The following is an 18,414-nucleotide window of genomic DNA, read 5'->3' on the forward strand; positions in this document are numbered from 1 at the left end:
CAGGTTGAGGCCACTCAACCACTGCGCTTTTAATTATCGATCGCTCACTTGATTGATTTTATCAAGTTTATGCCAAATCTCATTAAGACGCAGGTTGAGGCCACTCAACAACTGCGCTTTTAATTAACGAACAATCACTTGATTAAATTTATCAAGTTGAGGTCCCGTCTTATCTTATGATGAATTTAGCTCTCACTTGATTTCCCTAAACCTTCAATCAATTCATGACTTATCGCAATAAACTGCTCTAACTGTTCTTCTTTAACGTTTTTAAAGCCTGCTTCAATTTGTTTATTAAATCTTGCATTCGTCACCTCATAGATTTTACGCCCTTCATCAGAGATTTTAATAATTCCATTGCGGCGGTCTTCCTCTAAGGTTTCTCTAAACAACCATCCTTTTGCTAATAAATGTTTAATTGTACGTGAAACGGCTGCGTTAGAAATATTCAGCTCCGTTGCTACTTCAGAAATGGTTTGTTTTTCGTCTTTTTCTTCCAATTCCACTACATAATCTAATAATACAAATTCACTACGAGACATTTCACAACTACTATCAAAAAATTTTCTTCTTATTCGGCTAATATCTAAATTTAGTTTAAATGCCTCTTTAATTAATTCTGCTTTCATGTAATACCTCCAGAATTCTCTCGTCCTTAATAATAAGTTAAAAGTAGGTAAATTTCAAGTAAACTCATAAATTCTGACATCAGACTGTTACATAAATGTGATACAAGTCTCCGTAAATTTCTGTTAGAATATAGTGTGATACATAAATAGAAAGGTGTTACTATGAAAAAACTTATTTTATTACTATTAACGGTTATCTTAGCCGGTGTATTATATATAAACTTTATTCCTCAATCTTTCAATTCAAATGAAATGAAAGAGGAACAAACCACATTAAGCGATAATAACAATGGATCGCAAGTCGAAATCGTCTCTGATAATCAAACAGAAGCTGAGGCCACTATAACTTCTACTGAAGCTGATGCGATCAAGCCATCTGAGGCTGAAACGACAGTAGACTCTTTATTTAACGAATCGATTATTAATGACCGAGATTTTCCTCAAGCAAATGTACCAGAAAATCTGCTAAATGTTGATATTTATACAGCTATTAACGAATACTATATCGCTAATTATTCAAAAGAAGAAAAAACTGCCAATCAAACAGCCTTAACTGATGTCGAATTGGATAACCTAGCAGAAGTATTAAATCAAAAAGATGCATTAAGTGGCTTAGAATTAACCGTTGACCAGGTCACAATGAATCTTGACGATGAAAAAGTTTATATACCTAGAGTCATTGTTCCTGTAACTTATGAAAATGCTCAAAGGATTGCTGAAGATCATGATATTAACATCCTATCAGACGTTATGACGGAAATTGGTAATCGATTAATAATGATTGCTTATTATAATCCTCAAGAGAAAGAACTCTATGTTTATCATTTAACCAATTGGACTAAACCACTCTTTACATATACTCAAGAGTAACTCTGGATATAATTAAGACCTTAGATGTTAGAATAAAACTAACATTTAAGGTCTTTTTCTATCTACTGATTCCGAAGTTTTATTTAACTAGACTATCCACTAAACTATTCTAAAGCCTTACGATAATCAGCTACTAATTGTTCACTCATAATAATTTTTTGGGCTGCTAACTGAGCCACTATTTCATTATCTGAAAGTTCTTGTGGTGCATTCTCAATAATATTAGCCATAATTTCTTTAATATTAACAGTATTAAGTCCTCCACGTCCTTGATGATGAGTAACATTAATTAAATCCGTTAATGGAATAATGCCAAATTTGATTTCAAGGTTTTTATTCGTAACGACTAAGTGAGCCAGCGCTTCTGGTATATCCAAATCTCTCGCTAAATCTTTAATTAAATAAGGGCGTTTCTCGTTTTTTATTTCCATTAAATAATCTTTTTGGGCCAATACTAGTGCTTTAACTGCTGCTAAGACTAATTGTTCACGAACACGAAGATTATAAGCTAATACTTGGAAATTTTCTCGATGAGCAGTGATATATTCAAATAATTGCGTATCATTTTGGAGAGCCATCTCATCGTAATATTTTTGATTAAAAATAATTCTTGGATAATATTGACGATTATAACGTAGTTCAATATCATCTTGATTATAACGAACCGAAACATCTGGGATAAGATTCACTTTATCCGCTTTGTCAAAAACGGCTGCTGGTACAGGTCTTAAAGAATGAAAATAATTTAAGCCGGCTTCAATTTCCTCATTAGGTAAACCACTCACTTGATGAATGCTTTCAACATCTTGCTTTGAAACTAAATCAAAATACTCTTCTAATAAAAGATATGCAATATTAGGAGCATGACTATCTTGCTCTGTTTGCAACATTAAGCATTCTTGTAAATCATATGCCCCTACACCTGCTGGTTCTAACTGTTTGAACAAAGTCATCGCATCAAGAACTAAAATATCATCTTCATTCAGTTTTGTTGCTAACTCTTGATAATTATAAGGTAAATAACCTTTCTCATCTAGATAGTCCACTAATCTTACCATCACATCCCGTATCGGTGTATGGCGATACATCATAATTTGCTCAAATAAAAACATAATCAAGCTCTGTGCCATCCCAGGTGAATTACGCTCTACCTCATTTTCTATATGTTGGTAATTAGCATTTTTTATTGTGGATACTCGTGTCTCAAGTGCATAATCAATTTCTATAAAAGGATTTTCTATAATGGCTTCTTCAATATAATAGGTTAATTGTTCTGTATTCAAATCTAAAATTTCATATAACTGATCTGTATTTGGACTTTTCTCAATATTGTCTTTTAATAGCTCGTTTGTCGTGATTTTTGATAATCTTTGCCACTTTTCTTTTAATCTTTTTTCCAATCATAACACCTCTATTCCATAATTACATTTTCTCAATCAAAAAACCGGTCTTACCAGCGTTAAGGCTATCTCCCTTTCACGTGGAAAAACCGGTTATTAGCTGTCTTGCAAATAATAACGAAGTTATTAAATATCTGTATTAAAAGTATCTCCATGTTGGAAGTCAGCATATTCAAAACCTCTTAAAAACCAAGTTCTTCTTTGCTCTGAACTTCCATGTGTAAAGCTATCAGGCACTACGTATCCATAAGCTTCTTTTTGTAAGGTATCATCGCCAACACTATGAGCAGCTTGTAATGCTTCCTCAATATCGCCCATTTCTAGTAAACCTTCTTGTTTTACATAATTTGCCCATGCTCCCGCATAATAGTCTGCTTGTAATTCCAAACGCACTGTTAAATCATTAGCTTGTTTGGTAGACATTCTTTGACGAACACTATTATAATCATCCATCGTACCCACAAGTTTTTGAACATGGTGTCCTACTTCATGCGCGATGACATAAGCCATTGCAAAGTCACCGGGCGCATTGTACTTAGTGGTTAAATCCCGATAGAACTGTAAGTCAATATACACTGTTTCATCAGCTGGACAATAGAAGGGACCTGCTTGAGCACTACCGACACCACAACCACCAGTGGAAATACTGTCTGTATAAATAACCAGACTAGGCTCACGATAAGTTTTACCCATTGAGTCAAACATACTATGCCAGTAGTCTTCCGTCGTTGCTAAAACCGCTTGGAAAAATTGCACTTCTTTATCTGAAGCATTTAATGTCTGACCATCCGTATTGGTACTATTGATTGAGTTATCAACACTCACTTCTTCTGAAGGTATGATATCTCGATTATAAATCGTACTATTATTTAGATTTCCCAATCCACCTGAACCTAAAAAAGTAAGCAATAAGAACAAACCTAACAATATGAGTTTCATCCTACCTGAAGTACGAGACAATAATAACCATATTAAGCCGCCACCTAATCCCCCGCCAGAAGAACGCCCTCTACCAAAGCTACCTGGAAAAGAAGTTCCTCTAGATTGATTACGGCGGTCCTCGACATTCCTACTCTTTCGAACATCTTCCCATTTCATATTAATTTCCTCAATTCTTTAAATATTCCTTTATCATCATTTTACCATATAAGCTAAGCGTGTACTAACTTTTTATGACTTTTTCATAGATAAAGTCATTCATTATATACCCTTCGCCAATATCTACGTATCGTTCCCCCACTTTAGTAAAACCACGATGCTCATATACAGCAATAGCCAAATGATTCCCTTGATTAACATTCAAAAATAATGTTTTTCCTTTACCTAATGTTTCGTACCAATCAAAGACGGATGACATTAACCCCTTACCGCGAAAAGATTGACTTAAATACAATTTACTAATATAAATTTTTTCTCCTTGGTCTTGGAATGCAGTATAACCTACGGGCTGGTTATTATACTCTAAAAAATAATAATGCACATCGTCTTGAATTTCTTGCGTTATATTATCGATTGATTGGTAGTGTCGCATCATATACGCCACCTGTTCCTCCCCAATGATTGGAGTGAATACTTCCTTCCAAATTACCGAGAGTAGCTCAAATAGTTGTTCTATTTCTTGTGGTGATTTAACTTCTTTGATTTGTAACATACCCCTCTCAAGTCCTTCCTTTTTAAATTTCTTCTTTTAAATAATTCATAAAATAATTCACCATCGCTAACCCTTTATGCGTGATCACATTCATTAAAGGATGGAGTATTCTTTCGGTCACCATTGAAATCATCATCGTGATAACAAAAACTAATATAGCTGAAAGTATTCCCCCACCTATCATTTGGAAAAAACCGTTAAAACGTTGATTGTCAACAACGCCCCAAATAATTGGTCGCATTATCGGATGTTCGTGAATTAGATAGACGGTAAAGGTTAATCCACTTAAATAATTAACAACAGGAGAAATAAAAACTTTACTTTCCTTGGCATATAAAAATAAACTGAAGCTTAAAATAACAGTGAGCAAGCCATTTTGTCGCAATTGTATGAGCACATCATTTAGCTTTTCTGGAACAAAGTGACTCACTAAGTGAAACCAAATAATGGATAAAATCGTTATTGCGAGCGTTGTTAACCCAACCATCTCCCAAGGCACTCGCGATAATTTATCACCAGTATATAATTTTATATAGCTTACAGCTAAATATAAAAATACAAACCAAGTAAAATTAATTAAACCGATTGCCGCTAAATTTAAACTCGGTAAAACTATCCACAGGATAAAAAGTGTCCATAAAATGAATTCTAACCCGTTTTTCCCGACTAAACTTATGAGTTTATTTAAACCCGGTATGAAAAGTAAAAGTAAAATATAGGTTGTAGCAAACCAATAGGCATCGGGAAAGGGGAAAATAGATAAATAAACATCTTTTTTATCTAAATGAAGAAAGTAAGCCGCAATCGCGAGAATCCCAATGGAATAAAGCCAAACCTGAACGCCAATTCTGATTACTCGTTCAATTTTGAAACTTTTACCCACTAAAAAATAGGCACCAATCATCACAAAAACATTTGAACCTAATTTTCCACCAATTCTTAAAATATCTAAAGCTATTTGTTCAATCGTTGAATAACTAGGCGACTCATACGTCCCATGTACTGCGAAATGGCTACCAACTATTAAGAACATTGAAAATATTCTTAATAATTCAAAATTTGATTGTCTTTTTTGACTCATGCTATGCCTCCTTAAATCCTGTCTATTATATCAAAACTTCATTCTGATTACCTTTTAAAAGCATTCTGTCCTCAATTATGTAAAAATTAATAATACTTTTATAAGAAATTACCACTACTATGTGCGATAAAAAAGGTCATTGCCTCATTCGAGATAATGACCTTGTCTTTTGACGGATTGGACTTTCTGCCCAGTCTCCTGTCTTTTATATAGAATGAATTGGATTTTCTGCCTAATGCATGACTTTTGTGTTTGCATTATTAGCGAAAATGGCAATGGATATCATGATCATTCAAGATACCAATTGCTTGCAAATAAGAATAAACCGTCACACTGCCTAAGAATTTAAAGCCTCTTTTCTTCAAGTCTTTCGTCACTTCATCACTTAAGTCAGACTGAGCCAGCAGAGGTTGACCTTGTTCACGCACAAGGGTTTTGCCATTTGTAAAAGACCAAATGTAATGATCGAAACTACCAAATTCATTTTGAATATTTATAAATGCTTGAGCATTATTAATAGCGGCTCTAATTTTTTGTTGATGACGTATAATACCTTCATTGCTCATTAAAGACTGAATTTTCGATTCATTATAATGAGCGATTTTATGATAATCAAAGTAATCAAAGGCTTGGTCAAAATTATCTATTTTTGATAAAACGAGCTGCCACGATAAGCCGATATGAAAAAGTTCTAATATTAACCAGCGAAATAATTGTTGATCATTGTGCTCTGGCTTTCCCCAAACCTCATCATGATATTGAACATAATAATCGGGCTTTCCTTCAATCCAATGACACCTTGAAAGATTATTTGTTTTCATGCTCATTATGGTTCATTTCTGCTAAAGCTTCCTCATCGAATGAAAACTGATTCGCCAAATCATCCTGTTCTGCTATTTCTTCCTCTTCAAAGCTAATCCCTAAGTTATGAATAGCTTCTTCTAGTTCACGCTTACGTTTCATTAATGTATCTTCATCTTTTAATGCCATTTTGTCACTCTACTTTCACATAAAAATTTTGTAAAACTCCGTCACGATAATATAAACAATATAAAACACACTGACTTCCTTTGTTAATAATAAGATTGCCAAAAATTCTCTTACCACTGCATAAGGCCAGGATATGATGGCGGTTTTTGACCCTATATACCGGGCTACTACTTGGTATTTTCTGGCGAAAAACGAAGTGCGAGGTAAATGATAAGTGCTCGTCACAATGACAAGTGATCGATCCTTACCCAAATGTCGGATTAACGGCTTGGTAAATTGAATATTTTCAGCTGTATTACGAGCTGATTTTTCTAAAATAATTTGAGACTTGGAGATGCCTTGTTTCATTAAATAATGGGCCATCACTTCCGCTTCAGCCATCCCATTAGCTGCTGCATTGCCACCTGACACCAAAAAATAAGTTTCATTTTGTATTACTGAAGATAAAGAGCGATAAAAGGTAATCGCTGAATTTAAACGATGTTTTAAATCAGACTTTACTTGCCCTTCATCATTAATATCCGTACCTAATACAAAAATTAAATAGGGCTTCTTCTTTTTATAACTGACTTTTATTAGCCAACTAATCAATAAATAACTAATAAAAAAAGCTGTAAAATAAATCGCAATGGAACTATATAGACTAATAATAATTGTTAATTGAACATCACGGATATTAACAAGATTATACAAGCTATAGACAAAAAATGCCAAAATGACACTCGCTAAAATAATACTAAGTGCCCGTCCAAAATAGGATATCGATTGTTTCGTTTCCCTTAGTAAAATTAAAATGCCTAATGCTAATAAGATAAACGGAACGATTGCTAACAAAACTGCACTTACCAAATATAGAAAGTACCTTAGTATAAAAATAGGCAACCAATTACTCATTTGAAATAATGCCATAATCAAACTTGTCAAACTAAAAATAGCACAAAAAGCAGGTGAAATCGATAATTTATGATGAGAAAGTGCATATATTCCGATAACTAAAAAAATAAATGCATTAATCCAGTATAACACTTCCTCCCCCCTCTAATGATTGACATCTGTAGGATTATGATACGCTTGGTAGACCAATTGTTTTCTTAACCCATTTAATTTCGCAACCTCTTTAATAGCTTCCTTTGATGAAACCCCATATTCTGCTATCCATTGGTCCACTTGTTCCTTTAATGGCAATTCAAGATCAATGACAACAGAATTGACCGCTGTAACACCTCGTCCACCTTCAACTAATAAAACAAATTCTCCTTTTATTTCATTATGTTCTAAAAATTCCAGTATCTCAGACAGCTTTCCTCGTAAATATTCTTCATATTGCTTTGATATTTCACGCGCTAACACAATTTGAGTGTCTGCTGATAAATATTCAGCTATTCTTTTGACGGTTTTTTTTAAACGAAAGGGTGACTCATAAAAAATGGCTGTTTCGTTTCTTTGGCCAATAAGAATTGCTAAATCCTTTTGTTCCTTCGTTTCGCGTGGAAAAAAACCATAATATGTAAATCTTTCCGCATTAAGTCCTGAAGCAACAAGAGCGGTAATCGCAGCATTCGCACCCGGTAACGCTATAACCGAAATGTTATGTTGAATAGCTGCTTGTACGAGTGGATGACCAGGATCATTAATTAACGGCATCCCTGCATCCGAAACCAGTGCTAAGTTTTCGCCTTGAACTAATCGCTCAATCAATTGTATGACTTGATTTTGACTACTATGCTCATGAAAACTCATCATTGGTTGTTTAATTTCAAAATGATTTAACAATTTAATCGTACGACGAGTGTCTTCAGCTAAAATTAAGTCAACCTGCTTTAAGGTATGAATGGCTCGAAACGTCATATCTTCAAGATTGCCAATAGGAGTCGGAACTAAATATAGTTTGCCGTTACCATCAAGATAACTCTTTTGTTGATTCATCTTCTGCTTCCTCCTGACCGTTGACTAAAACAAAGGTGCCATTGCTATAATCTTGAACACCTGCTGCTTTTAAATACTGCTCTTTTTGCATACGCGTTTGTTTTTTAAAATGATATTCTTGCGACATTGCTTTCTGTTTCGTTGACCATCGTTCTGCATAAATTAGTTTTACAGGTTGCCTTTTTTTAACGCGTGTATATTTTGCGCCCTTACCCGTTTGATGTGCTAAAAGTCTCTTGGACAAATCATTTGTATAGCCACCATATAGCGTATTATCCTGACAATATAAAACATAGAAAAAATGTGTGTCATTCTCCAAAATAAATAGCCTTCATTTCTGGAGTATATTCTCCGTTTTCTTGATGAACTATGAGGGGTGGCTCAATCCGAACGCCCCGTCGTCCGCCTCGATAAATTGCTTCAATCAACACGATATTCGCTAACGCTCCGACTTTGGGATACGCAAACTTAATCCTTTTTACTGAAAAACCATGTTGTAACAAGCCCTCCATTAAATCATCCAAACGTTCGGGACGATGGACAATATATAAACGCCCTTTGTCTTTTAATAGTTTGCTCGCCTTAAATAACCATTGCTCCATTGTGAGCGACACTTCATGTCTTGCTAGATGGTGACTGGTTAAACGATGGATTTCTTTGGAATTTTCTAATAAGAAATAGGGAGGATTGCAGGTAATAAAATCATAATCCGCATTCCCATGTGGAAATTCATTTAAATCGCCTTCGTGTATCGTAATCTGATTTTCAAGTTGATTGAGTTCAATACTTCTACGAGCCATTTCGACTAATTCTGATTGCAGTTCAATGCCCTCTAGTGGATTAGTCGTTTTAGCACTTAAAATAATCGGGATAATACCATTGCCTGAACAAAAATCAAGATATTTAAATTGTCGCTTTTGCGGCAGATTAACAAAATCCGCTAAAAGAACCGCATCTAAAGAAAAGGAAAAAAACTTTTTGCTTTGAATGATTTTTCTATTTTCTCTAAATAAAAAATCTATTCGTTCAAATTCTTTTAATTCAACCAATCATGTCACCCTTTTGTTAATCGCATTAATACATCTTGACAAAATAAACAATCTTCCGAAGACTGACGACGTTTCCCAAATAATTCATGACATACATGAATACCATCATCATAAAAACCTTGTAGACGATCTTTACCACTAATATGCTGTTCCTCGATTGGGGTATCTTCCTCTTGAGTCGTTGATTCATTTACAAGCTTTTGTAACTGATCTTCAAGATTATGATTCAACATCCGCAATCGATTATTCTCTTCTTTCAACTCTAATACAACTTGTGTCAATTGAAGAATATTATTTTGATATTGTTGCTGTTGGTTTTGAATATTATTAATTAATTCTTGTATATCTTGATGTATCATCATTCTCCCCCCTCTCTATTTAATCAGATTTAAAACAATCCGTTCTAATACTAATTGAGATGAAACATTCGCATTAAGATATTCTTTGGCTTCAATTAACTGTTGATTAATGGCTAACAAGTCTTGTGTTGAAATCGCATGTTTTTCAATAATTGATTGTAACCAATTCAGTGAAACACTTTTTTCAGTTGAATTAGAGAAAGTATGTAATAAAGTTTGATGATTTAATAAAGTTAAATAGTCTAAACCTAAATCAATTTTTTGAGTGGTTAAAATGGACTTCATGCGTATAGGAATTAGCGCAAAGGCTAAAGGTGATTTCGTTAGCAGTAACTGATAAAACTCATTGAGCCCCTTAAACCATTCTTCTAATTCTACTGGATCAAACTCTCTTAACACCTGACTCGTGGTCCCTGGTAATAAAGACAAAACTTTTTGATAATTTTTGGCTATTTGTACATCTGAAAAATCATCTTGAAAGTCATTCGTAAAAATAATATTTTGTGCTCGTGAGCGAATGGTCGGCAATAACGAATCCACTTCAATCACATCTAAAATAATGTAAATTTCACTATTTGGTTCTTCCAATATCGTTAACAGTGCATTTGAGGCAGAAGGATTCATTAAGTCAGCTTGATGTATAATCGCCATTTTAAAATCAAATTCAACCGGACTGCGATTAAGCCAATTACGCAACTCTCGGATTTGATCAACTTTAATATTTCTACCATCTGGTTCTAAATATAAAACATCCGATATCTGGTTATCTATTACTCTTTGACATTCATTACACTGACAACAAGGTTGCCCCACTTCTGAGAAGTTAGGGCAAACCATAGCTTGAATCAAAGATTCTATTACTGTATTTTTTGCCTGTAAATTATCTCCCGAGAAAATATAGGCATGGCACAAATGCTGCGACGATATTTGACGGTAGAAATAGTGGCTAAGTTGTTCCTCCACCTTCATTAGAAACGATGGAACGCATCAATCGGTAATACAAATACTGTTGCGCCTCCTACTTTCACTTTTACTGGATAAGATGCTGTCACATCTAAACTTACGTCCAAGTTGACTGGTGAAGAAATAAATTGCTCGCGCGATTGACAACTATTTTTTATAATGTCCAATACTTCATCCACACGATCCTCTTCAATCCCTACCATAAAAGTAGTGTTTCCTGAACGTAGAAATCCACCGGTTGAACTTAATTTAGTTGCCCGAATATCTGCTTCATAAAAAGCATCACTTAAAATATTTTTATCTTGATCTTGAACGACCGCAATCACTAATTTCATCATGTTAACTTCCCCCTTATTGTTTTTCGACTAATAACTTTTCAATTTTTCCTAAACTATCTTGGACAACCGCATCTATTGTTTGAGTTCCATCAATTACTTGAATTCGTTGGTGTTCTTTTGCTAGTGTGAGAAAAGCATCACGAACTTTATGATGAAAATCGATGGCTTCTCGGTCTAAACGATCAAATTTCTCGTCTTTACGACCTTGGTGTATCCGCTCTAATCCAACTTCTGCTGGAACATCAATTATTAAAGTTAAATCTGGTAAATGGCCTTCGATAGCAAATTGATTAATTTCCCAGATAGAGGCCATTGCAATATCTCGGGCTAAACCTTGGTAGGCTAAGGAGCTATCAATGAAACGATCGCAAATGACAATTTTATCCGCTTCAAGTGCCGGTAACACAATTTCTACTAAATGTTGTCTTCTAGCAGCAGCAAATAATAATGCTTCCGTACGTTTATCCATCTCTATATTGTTAATATCAAGAATGACATTCCGAATTTGTTCAGCTATATTACTGCCACCTGGTTCTCGTGTCACCACAATATCCTGATGACCTTTTGCTTCTAGTTCGCGAACCAAATGTTGAATAACTGTCGTTTTTCCCGCACCTTCAGGTCCTTCTAATGTAATAAAATATCCTTTTCTCAATGATACTCTCCTTATAACTCTCGACGACCCTCAATAGCCCTAAACAAAGTCATTTCATCAGCATATTCAATGTCACTACCAACTGATAACCCATGAGCTAATCGTGTCACTTTAATTCCTGCTGGTTTTAATAGTCGTGATAAATACATAGCCGTTGCTTCACCTTCTGCTGTAGCATTGGTTGCCACAATCACTTCTTGAACTGTATCATCTTGTAATCTTTGAATCAACTGAGTGATATTTAAATCATCGGGCCCAATCCCATCCATCGGTGACAAGACGCCATGTAAGACATGATAAACCCCTCGATATTCTTGCATTCTTTCTAATGACATAATCGCTCTTGTATCTTCAACTACCAAAATCACCGAACGATCCCTTGTTTCATCCTGACAAATCGGACATGGATCTGAATCTGTAATATTGCCACAAACACTACAATACATTAAATCACGTTTAACACTGATTAAATTTTGGGCAAACTCCGTTACTTCTCGCTCATCCATTTCAATTACATAGAATGCTAACCGTGCTGCTGTCTTCGCACCAATTCCTGGTAATTTAGTAAAACTATTAATTAATTTAGCAATAGGTGCTGGGTATTGCATCAATGACATCCTCTCTAGAACGGTAAGTTCATTCCTTTAGTATATTTACCTAAACGCGCTTCTGTCGTTTCGTCAATTTCATTCATTAAGTCGTTCAATGTCACAATCAATAAATCTTGTAACATTTCTGGATCGTCTGGATCGATTAAGTCGGATGAAATTGCTAAATCCGTTACTTCTTTTTTGCCATTCATTTTAATAGTTAATAAACTATTGGCATCACTTTTTTCAAAAATAGTTTCTTCAATGTTTTTTTGTTCTTTAGTCATCTCTTTTTGCATTTTTTGGATTTTCTGCATCATTCCTTGCATATTTCCCATATTGCCCATTCCTCTTGCCATTATTTGGCCTCCTTTACTTATTAATATTATATCAAATTATTGATTATATATTGCTTTAAAACACTTATTTTAATCAAATAATGATAATATTAGTCTTCTTAAAAATTATATCATAGTCTATGACTTAATAAAATTACCTACTTACCTAATTTACAAAGAGAACGATTTTATAATTGAATCAGCATGCAATTCATCGTTAAACCTGCAGCCGTGCCGATAAGTAAGATTAAATCTCCTTCTTTAATTTCTTCTTGATCCATCGCTAAACCTAATGTATAAGGAACTGAGCCTGAAACCATATTGCCTAGCTCCTCAAAATAATTGATAAGTTGTCCTTTTTTTAATTTTAATTTTTTCTCAACGATGAACAGAGCACGAGAAGCTTGGTGAGGAACAATTTTTGAGATATCTGCCAACTGAATATTATTATGTTGCAACGTTTCCTTTAACATCTTAGGTAGCTTATTTAAAGTCAGCATTAGGACAGATTTTCCATCCATATCAAATAAGAAATCTTCTTTTGTGTCTTCGGAATAGAGTGAAGGACCATAGGCCGTGAGCCCTCCTCTAATTTCAGTAGTATGAGCACCTTCAGACCAAGTCTCTTGTTTAGAATATAAGATGCCTTTATTTTCTTTAGTAGATTCGACAATAAAGGCTACTCCACTGTCACTAAACAGGCGATAACTCTCTTCTTGATTGGGATTAATAAAATGGGATACTAAATCCCCCGATACGATTAATATTCTTTGGTATAACTCCGTTACCAAAAAAGAACTCGCTACGTCTAGAGCGGTGATAAAAGAGGTACAAGTCGTGTTCACATCCATACAAGGAATACCAGAATGAGGAGCAATTCTCTCTTGTAATAAGGCTGCTGTGCATGGAATCATTTGCACCATGCCCGCACTGGCAACGATAATCAAATCAATATCACTCATCTCGATTCCAGCCTTTTCAACCGCTTCCCGACTGACTTTTTCATACATATCTAATTGATACGAATTCTTGGCACGATAAGGATGCCACCATCTTGAACCATCCTTGAATTTAATTTCATCAGGTCCTTTGGTGTAAGCATAACTTCTAATCTTCATTCTTCTCATAAGTAATCTCCCCTCTATATTGGACTTGAGCTAATTTTTGTGATCTCATCCCTCTTTCAAAAGGATAAATCAAAACTTGTAAGGGTTGAACATTAAACTTTTCAAACAAATTATTAAATTCTTCTTGAATCGATTGATCGATGACCTTACATTCATTAGGTTGTTCATATTCAACTTCACAAATAATTACATTTTGATATTGAGTGACACGATAACGACTTATCCCCTTAACAAACAACATTAACCTACGAATAAAATCAGCGTATATTTTAACTTTGTCTCCTTGTGAGTTAAATAGCCAAAACGCATCATCTTCACGTCCTTCTATTTTTTCAATCACCGTCAACGGCGAGCCACATGAACAAGGTTCTCCTATATGGAGGATGTCATTTAATCGATACCGAATCACTGGTTGAACTGTTCGATGTAAATCGGTAATGATTGGGATAAAGCGCTGTTTATCTAGCCACTCTTTCTCAAAATAGACGATGTCTTCACATAAATGAAAACTACCGTGTGGACAAGTATAGGCTAAAAAACCTTCTGTACATTGATAAACTTGACTAATAAAAGGCACTTTAAAAAATTGTGCTAACAATGCTTTTTGTTGTTCTTCTAATACTTCGGCTACGCTGATTACAAGATCTAGTTTTTTAAAAGGAGATTTTTCAAAATAATGACGGATATCATATAAAACAGATGGTGGTGCAATAATAATATTAGGGTCTTGCTTTTGCAAATGTTTCATTAACAGTTTAAAATCTTTTTCTAAATCATAGTAATCTAATCTCAGACCCGGTTTATTTAAAGAAGAATATAAATTATTATTGGCTCTCATAAAGAAGGCAATATTATTGCCTAACCATTTCTTTTTAGGTAGTAATTTTGCTAGTGCATTAGCCGCCCACAAAGCCTCTTCCCCTTTAGATAAGGTATATAGCCCACGATGGCCACTCGTTCCAGATGACAGTCCAACTGAGATTCCTTGATAACGCGATTCAAATTCACGGGTCTTTTCCCCCTGTAAAGCCAACTTCATGGCTAGGTCCTTTTTTAGACCCCTGGTATTTATTTGATCAAAATGTTCCATCCATTGTTGTTTTTTCATAACTGGAAAATCAAGCAAAACTCTCCCTTTATAGGGTTGGTAATAAGGAGATTGTTGCGTCACTTGCTCGAGTTGTCGCTCTAATTTAGTTTGCTGTAATTGTTCTAATTGCTCACGTTTTAAATGTGACAACTGGTACCTAGTAAAAATAAATTCTTTAATAAATTTCAATAACATATTCTTCTCCTAAAACAAGCGTGATTCTGACTGATGATCATGGGTCAGCTCAATTCGATACCCCTTTTCTGACAGCAGGGATAATTTTTGATTCGTTTCTTGATATTGTTGCCAATTATTCTGTATCATTCGTGCTGTGAATGTATATCTTTTCAATTCTTCTGATGACATCCAATCTTTACGCCAATTAGCATCAATCGCTAAAATTAATTTTTTTTGCGGAAAAAATATTCCCATCATTTGGCAACTATGACCACTCAAATCTAATGCAATCATCTCATTATTTAAAGGACAAGCATTAAAAGATATCCCTTCTATCTCTAATCGCTTTGAATAATTTAGGGTGGTGATGTTGGGTGATAGTGCTCCGATCATCGCTTCCTTCATTGGTTTAATCCGTTGCCATCTTAATAATTGACGATAGGCTACTTCCGTCATGATCCAATGGGCATGGTGAAAACGATAAAGATGACCAATATGATCTGGATGCACATGAGTTAAATAAACCGTCTTGATATCCGCAGGTGTTATGCCCAATTTATCGAAAGCACTGATAAGATCTAACTGATAAGGTTCAATCGTCATAATTTTGCGATAAATCGCCAAAGCCCAGTGCCGTTTTAAAATCCCCTCACTATAACCACAATCCACCATCGACCATTGATTTTGCGTTTTAATTAAAAAACAACTGGCTGGAAAAAATATGGGGGTGGGAGTTGCTTTGTTGCGAATAAAATTTTCTTTGACATAACAACCACCTATATGCACTCTATAAATAGCGTCGATACCACTCACTATACTCACCTATTTTCTCTTCTAATCTCACAATGGGTTGATACCCCAATTCCTTTTTAGCTTTTTCAATTGATAATGTTTGTGAAAAAGCAATGGTTGATAATGTATATAATGTTAATGGCGGTTCTTTTGATTCGGGATATAACGTTTCTAACAACCGCGCTAATATCGATAAAAATTGATAAGGAATTTTACGAAATTTAGGCGTTAAATTAAATTGTTGGTAGAGCATCTCAATAAGGCTTTGAAAGGTTATCGGATTGCCATCCGTAATATTATAAATTCCGTTATCCACTTTTGATTCAAGAGCTAAAATACATGCATGAACCACATTTTCAATACAACTCACATCCATTAAATTTTGACCACTATTAAACAACGGAATGCCTAGTTTTTTCTCAACTTTAATTAATCTCGGTACAACACTCGTATCTCCCACTCCAATCAATGCTCGCGGTCGAATGATGTTGAATGATAAATTTGATTTTTGCACAATCATTTCAGCTTGTTTTTTCGTTTCAATATAATAATTTAAGGGTCTGATTGAGGTGATGTTGGTGGTTTCTTCTACAAAGGTTTGATCTTTTAACTGGGCATAAACACTAGGCGAAGAAATATGTACAAAGCGCTTCACTTGATGCTTTTGACTTTCTATCATTAAATTTTCAGTTGCTAAAACATTTGAATCATAAAATGATTGATACGTGCCCCACGCTGAACTTTTAGCAGCACAATGAATAACATATTTGATTTCATTTTGATTAAATAGAGACGCTACCTGTTGTTTATCACTTAAATCGATTGCTTGATACGGTATCATATCGTATTTAGGTTGCGTTCTTGAGATACCGAGGATGTTTGCTCCATTTTTTACTAATGTTTTGGCTAGCTCTCCCCCTAAAAACCCTGAAACGCCTGTTATTAATATCATCATTTCGCTCCTCTTAGAATACCTTCCACTATGTTTAATAAATTCTGTTCTGTGTCATACTCCATTAATTTATTTTGAAGTTGATAAAGCCTTGTCCAATCGTAAACATTTGCTTGTCGTATCGCTTGCGTCATCTCTTCAGCATCTTTTATACGGATACTGGCACCAAAATAATCTAATCTAGCAGCAAAGTCAAACTGATCCCACACTTGCGGAAAAACAATACTAGGAACCCCCCATTTAATACAGTCATAAGCAATCCCAATACCACCATGATGAATCACCAAATCAAATTGACTAATATTTTCAGAATAGGATAAATAACCAAATCTAATTAAATTATCTCCCATCCAAACGGGTTCATTTTCTGATAAATCTAAATTACCATCTGAAAGTACAAATAAGTATTCAGGAAACTGTTTAATGAGGGTAGCATATTGTTCCTTTAACTGATCGTTCATCCCTTCCAATATCGTGCCAAATGTAAAAAAGATGTATTTTTTAAACCCACTAGGTAATTTACGCTCGCCATTTTTCACACTCACTGAAGGAATACTGGGTCCAATATGATGAAGATACGCTGGTAAATGAGTATTAAATTCAATTTCTTTCATCCCTAAACCTAGCACCATCTGATTTGAATAATAATTTTCACTGCCATCTGGTCGATAGACACGCCAACCATGCTCTTTAAAAATTCGCCTTCTACCGTACCAACGTTTAATGTTTTTTAATATTATCCAGCCCATTCGATTGCGTAACGCTCCCAACAAGCCTTTTTGTGGATAAAGCCCTCCCAAAAAATAGGGAACATCTTGCCAAGGATTATTCGATTCGATAATTTGATGTGATGGTAAATCTGTTATAAAAGGAATCTTTAATGTTTCACATGCATAACTAGCAAATAAGGTCGAAAAATCATGAATACACAATGCCGGTTGTTCTTTTTTTAATATCGTTAAAAATTCAATATAGGCTTCAATCAAGAAAGTATCCATAGCACTTAAAGTATTAAACATTCTTGATAGTGAATGTTTGATTCGCTTATCTTGGGCAATTTTGATAAGAGTTTGGAACTCATCCTGAAAATCGTCTAATATCGTAACACATCTAAGCCCAAGAGATTCGATCAACTTTTGCTTTTCTTTCGTTGTGACCATTACTACTTCATAACCATTCCTTTGTAGCATTTGCGCCAATCCAATTTGTGGATTTAAGTGACCTGCTAATGGAATACTGACAAAAAGTATTTTTGCCAAACTGATTCCCCCTTTCTTTCTCTATATATAAAAAAAGAGCTAAGTAAATAATACTCAACTCTTAATCTCAACTAATTTTAGCCTTGATATGTCATCTAAATATAACTAGTTCAATAAGTTTTTGATTTAAAATTGAGGTTTTGTTTTTGATTCATTCATTATCTACTTAACCTTCACC

23 protein-coding genes are annotated in these 18,414 nt (G+C 34.6%); 1 reads left to right on the top strand and 22 read right to left on the bottom strand.

Features of this window, described 5'->3' with window-relative positions; translation table 11 throughout:
- Positions 1 to 185: 185 nt before the first annotated feature.
- Positions 186 to 629: a MarR family winged helix-turn-helix transcriptional regulator gene (locus tag GSA01S_RS04980; RefSeq protein WP_066125436.1), complete on the bottom strand. Its 444-nt coding sequence runs from the start codon at positions 627 to 629 to the stop codon at positions 186 to 188.
- 162 nt (positions 630 to 791) lie between these two features.
- On the opposite strand from GSA01S_RS04980, the gene GSA01S_RS04985 reads away from it, so the two are divergent.
- Positions 792 to 1,499: a hypothetical protein gene (locus GSA01S_RS04985; RefSeq protein ID WP_066125438.1), complete on the top strand. Its 708-nt coding sequence runs from the start codon at positions 792 to 794 to the stop codon at positions 1,497 to 1,499.
- Positions 1,500 to 1,603: 104 nt separating this feature from the next.
- Here GSA01S_RS04985 and GSA01S_RS04990 read toward each other — a convergent pair whose 3' ends face one another.
- The 21 genes from GSA01S_RS04990 to GSA01S_RS05090 all read right to left on the bottom strand — a co-directional run bounded on the left by GSA01S_RS04990 (position 1,604) and on the right by GSA01S_RS05090 (position 18,236).
- Positions 1,604 to 2,899 carry an RNA polymerase factor sigma-54 gene (locus GSA01S_RS04990; RefSeq protein ID WP_066125440.1) on the bottom strand — a complete coding sequence of 432 codons (1,296 nt, stop codon included), beginning with the start codon at positions 2,897 to 2,899 and terminating at the stop codon, positions 1,604 to 1,606.
- A 126-nt stretch (positions 2,900 to 3,025) separates the two neighbouring features.
- Complete coding sequence (gene ypfJ / locus GSA01S_RS04995) at positions 3,026 to 3,997, bottom strand: KPN_02809 family neutral zinc metallopeptidase (RefSeq protein ID WP_066125441.1); 972 nt, start codon at positions 3,995 to 3,997, stop codon at positions 3,026 to 3,028.
- A gap of 64 nt (positions 3,998 to 4,061) precedes the next feature.
- Positions 4,062 to 4,550 (bottom strand): GNAT family N-acetyltransferase, encoded by a 489-nt coding sequence (locus tag GSA01S_RS05000; protein ID WP_066125443.1) that lies wholly within the window; start codon positions 4,548 to 4,550, stop codon positions 4,062 to 4,064.
- Positions 4,551 to 4,572: 22 nt separating this feature from the next.
- Positions 4,573 to 5,631 carry an acyltransferase family protein gene (locus GSA01S_RS05005; RefSeq protein ID WP_066125445.1) on the bottom strand — a complete coding sequence of 353 codons (1,059 nt, stop codon included), beginning with the start codon at positions 5,629 to 5,631 and terminating at the stop codon, positions 4,573 to 4,575.
- 260 nt (positions 5,632 to 5,891) lie between these two features.
- On the bottom strand, positions 5,892 to 6,452 hold the full coding sequence (locus GSA01S_RS05010) for a DNA-3-methyladenine glycosylase I (RefSeq protein ID WP_066125447.1): 561 nt from the start codon (positions 6,450 to 6,452) through the stop codon (positions 5,892 to 5,894).
- Positions 6,439 to 6,621 (bottom strand): hypothetical protein, encoded by a 183-nt coding sequence (locus tag GSA01S_RS05015; protein ID WP_066125448.1) that lies wholly within the window; start codon positions 6,619 to 6,621, stop codon positions 6,439 to 6,441. Before GSA01S_RS05015 ends, GSA01S_RS05010 begins: the two co-directional genes overlap by 14 nt.
- Before the next feature lie 15 nt (positions 6,622 to 6,636).
- A complete protein-coding gene (locus GSA01S_RS05020) occupies positions 6,637 to 7,647 on the bottom strand; it encodes a YdcF family protein (protein WP_066125450.1) in 1,011 nt (336 codons plus the stop codon).
- 12 nt (positions 7,648 to 7,659) lie between these two features.
- Positions 7,660 to 8,547 (bottom strand): 16S rRNA (cytidine(1402)-2'-O)-methyltransferase, encoded by an 888-nt coding sequence (rsmI, locus tag GSA01S_RS05025; RefSeq protein ID WP_066125453.1) that lies wholly within the window; start codon positions 8,545 to 8,547, stop codon positions 7,660 to 7,662.
- Positions 8,522 to 8,866 carry a GIY-YIG nuclease family protein gene (locus GSA01S_RS05030; protein WP_066125454.1) on the bottom strand — a complete coding sequence of 115 codons (345 nt, stop codon included), beginning with the start codon at positions 8,864 to 8,866 and terminating at the stop codon, positions 8,522 to 8,524. The genes rsmI and GSA01S_RS05030 overlap by 26 nt, the downstream gene beginning before the upstream one ends.
- Positions 8,856 to 9,596 carry a tRNA1(Val) (adenine(37)-N6)-methyltransferase gene (locus GSA01S_RS05035; RefSeq protein ID WP_066125456.1) on the bottom strand — a complete coding sequence of 247 codons (741 nt, stop codon included), beginning with the start codon at positions 9,594 to 9,596 and terminating at the stop codon, positions 8,856 to 8,858. The genes GSA01S_RS05030 and GSA01S_RS05035 overlap by 11 nt, the downstream gene beginning before the upstream one ends.
- Positions 9,597 to 9,601: 5 nt before the next feature.
- Positions 9,602 to 9,955, bottom strand: coding sequence for an initiation control protein YabA (locus tag GSA01S_RS05040; RefSeq protein ID WP_066125458.1), 354 nt, complete (start codon positions 9,953 to 9,955; stop codon positions 9,602 to 9,604).
- A gap of 15 nt (positions 9,956 to 9,970) precedes the next feature.
- The gene (locus tag GSA01S_RS05045) at positions 9,971 to 10,924 is read right to left on the bottom strand and encodes a DNA polymerase III delta subunit-related protein (RefSeq protein ID WP_083513207.1); all 954 of its coding nucleotides are present in this window, start codon (positions 10,922 to 10,924) and stop codon (positions 9,971 to 9,973) included.
- Entirely contained in the window at positions 10,924 to 11,253 is a 330-nt protein-coding gene (gene darA / locus GSA01S_RS05050) for a cyclic di-AMP receptor DarA (RefSeq protein WP_066125477.1), read from the bottom strand. Before darA ends, GSA01S_RS05045 begins: the two co-directional genes overlap by 1 nt.
- A 16-nt stretch (positions 11,254 to 11,269) precedes the next feature.
- Complete coding sequence (gene tmk, locus GSA01S_RS05055; protein WP_066125462.1) at positions 11,270 to 11,911, bottom strand: dTMP kinase; 642 nt, start codon at positions 11,909 to 11,911, stop codon at positions 11,270 to 11,272.
- Between the two features lie 11 nt (positions 11,912 to 11,922).
- Positions 11,923 to 12,519, bottom strand: a complete 597-nt coding sequence (recR, locus tag GSA01S_RS05060) for a recombination mediator RecR (protein WP_066125465.1) — start codon at positions 12,517 to 12,519, stop codon at positions 11,923 to 11,925.
- A 14-nt stretch (positions 12,520 to 12,533) separates the two neighbouring features.
- Positions 12,534 to 12,848 carry a YbaB/EbfC family nucleoid-associated protein gene (locus GSA01S_RS05065; protein ID WP_373276902.1) on the bottom strand — a complete coding sequence of 105 codons (315 nt, stop codon included), beginning with the start codon at positions 12,846 to 12,848 and terminating at the stop codon, positions 12,534 to 12,536.
- 179 nt (positions 12,849 to 13,027) lie between these two features.
- Positions 13,028 to 13,966 (bottom strand): 3-oxoacyl-[acyl-carrier-protein] synthase III C-terminal domain-containing protein, encoded by a 939-nt coding sequence (locus tag GSA01S_RS05070; protein WP_066125467.1) that lies wholly within the window; start codon positions 13,964 to 13,966, stop codon positions 13,028 to 13,030.
- Positions 13,947 to 15,251: a F390 synthetase-related protein gene (locus tag GSA01S_RS05075; RefSeq protein WP_066125469.1), complete on the bottom strand. Its 1,305-nt coding sequence runs from the start codon at positions 15,249 to 15,251 to the stop codon at positions 13,947 to 13,949. Before GSA01S_RS05075 ends, GSA01S_RS05070 begins: the two co-directional genes overlap by 20 nt.
- Positions 15,252 to 15,260: 9 nt before the next feature.
- Positions 15,261 to 16,055: an MBL fold metallo-hydrolase gene (locus tag GSA01S_RS05080; RefSeq protein WP_083513209.1), complete on the bottom strand. Its 795-nt coding sequence runs from the start codon at positions 16,053 to 16,055 to the stop codon at positions 15,261 to 15,263.
- A complete protein-coding gene (locus tag GSA01S_RS05085) occupies positions 16,021 to 16,977 on the bottom strand; it encodes an NAD-dependent epimerase/dehydratase family protein (protein WP_169792675.1) in 957 nt (318 codons plus the stop codon). The genes GSA01S_RS05080 and GSA01S_RS05085 overlap by 35 nt, the downstream gene beginning before the upstream one ends.
- The gene (locus GSA01S_RS05090) at positions 16,977 to 18,236 is read right to left on the bottom strand and encodes a glycosyltransferase (protein WP_066125476.1); all 1,260 of its coding nucleotides are present in this window, start codon (positions 18,234 to 18,236) and stop codon (positions 16,977 to 16,979) included. Before GSA01S_RS05090 ends, GSA01S_RS05085 begins: the two co-directional genes overlap by 1 nt.
- Positions 18,237 to 18,414 lie beyond the last annotated feature (178 nt).

This window comes from Globicatella sanguinis NBRC 15551 (genome assembly GCF_001552295.1).
In the GTDB taxonomy this organism is placed as follows: domain Bacteria; phylum Bacillota; class Bacilli; order Lactobacillales; family Aerococcaceae; genus Globicatella; species Globicatella sanguinis.

Bases quoted from the DNA above. Each gene is read 5' to 3' on its own strand.
- GSA01S_RS05085 (WP_169792675.1), bottom strand. From the start codon at position 16,977: ATGATATTAATAACAGGCGTTTCAGGGTTTTTAGGGGGAGAGCTAGCC.
- rsmI (WP_066125453.1), bottom strand. From the start codon at position 8,547: ATGAATCAACAAAAGAGTTATCTTGATGGTAACGGCAAACTATATTTA.
- GSA01S_RS05045 (WP_083513207.1), bottom strand. From the start codon at position 10,924: ATGAAGGTGGAGGAACAACTTAGCCACTATTTCTACCGTCAAATATCG.
- ypfJ (WP_066125441.1), bottom strand. From the start codon at position 3,997: ATGAAATGGGAAGATGTTCGAAAGAGTAGGAATGTCGAGGACCGCCGT.
- GSA01S_RS05075 (WP_066125469.1), bottom strand. From the start codon at position 15,251: ATGTTATTGAAATTTATTAAAGAATTTATTTTTACTAGGTACCAGTTG.
- GSA01S_RS05015 (WP_066125448.1), bottom strand. From the start codon at position 6,621: ATGGCATTAAAAGATGAAGATACATTAATGAAACGTAAGCGTGAACTA.
- GSA01S_RS05000 (WP_066125443.1), bottom strand. From the start codon at position 4,550: ATGTTACAAATCAAAGAAGTTAAATCACCACAAGAAATAGAACAACTA.
- GSA01S_RS04980 (WP_066125436.1), bottom strand. From the start codon at position 629: ATGAAAGCAGAATTAATTAAAGAGGCATTTAAACTAAATTTAGATATT.
- GSA01S_RS05040 (WP_066125458.1), bottom strand. From the start codon at position 9,955: ATGATACATCAAGATATACAAGAATTAATTAATAATATTCAAAACCAA.
- GSA01S_RS05070 (WP_066125467.1), bottom strand. From the start codon at position 13,966: ATGAGAAGAATGAAGATTAGAAGTTATGCTTACACCAAAGGACCTGAT.
- GSA01S_RS05005 (WP_066125445.1), bottom strand. From the start codon at position 5,631: ATGAGTCAAAAAAGACAATCAAATTTTGAATTATTAAGAATATTTTCA.
- GSA01S_RS04985 (WP_066125438.1), top strand. From the start codon at position 792: ATGAAAAAACTTATTTTATTACTATTAACGGTTATCTTAGCCGGTGTA.
- GSA01S_RS05065 (WP_373276902.1), bottom strand. From the start codon at position 12,848: ATGGGCAATATGGGAAATATGCAAGGAATGATGCAGAAAATCCAAAAA.
- darA (WP_066125477.1), bottom strand. From the start codon at position 11,253: ATGAAATTAGTGATTGCGGTCGTTCAAGATCAAGATAAAAATATTTTA.
- recR (WP_066125465.1), bottom strand. From the start codon at position 12,519: ATGCAATACCCAGCACCTATTGCTAAATTAATTAATAGTTTTACTAAA.
- GSA01S_RS05010 (WP_066125447.1), bottom strand. From the start codon at position 6,452: ATGAAAACAAATAATCTTTCAAGGTGTCATTGGATTGAAGGAAAGCCC.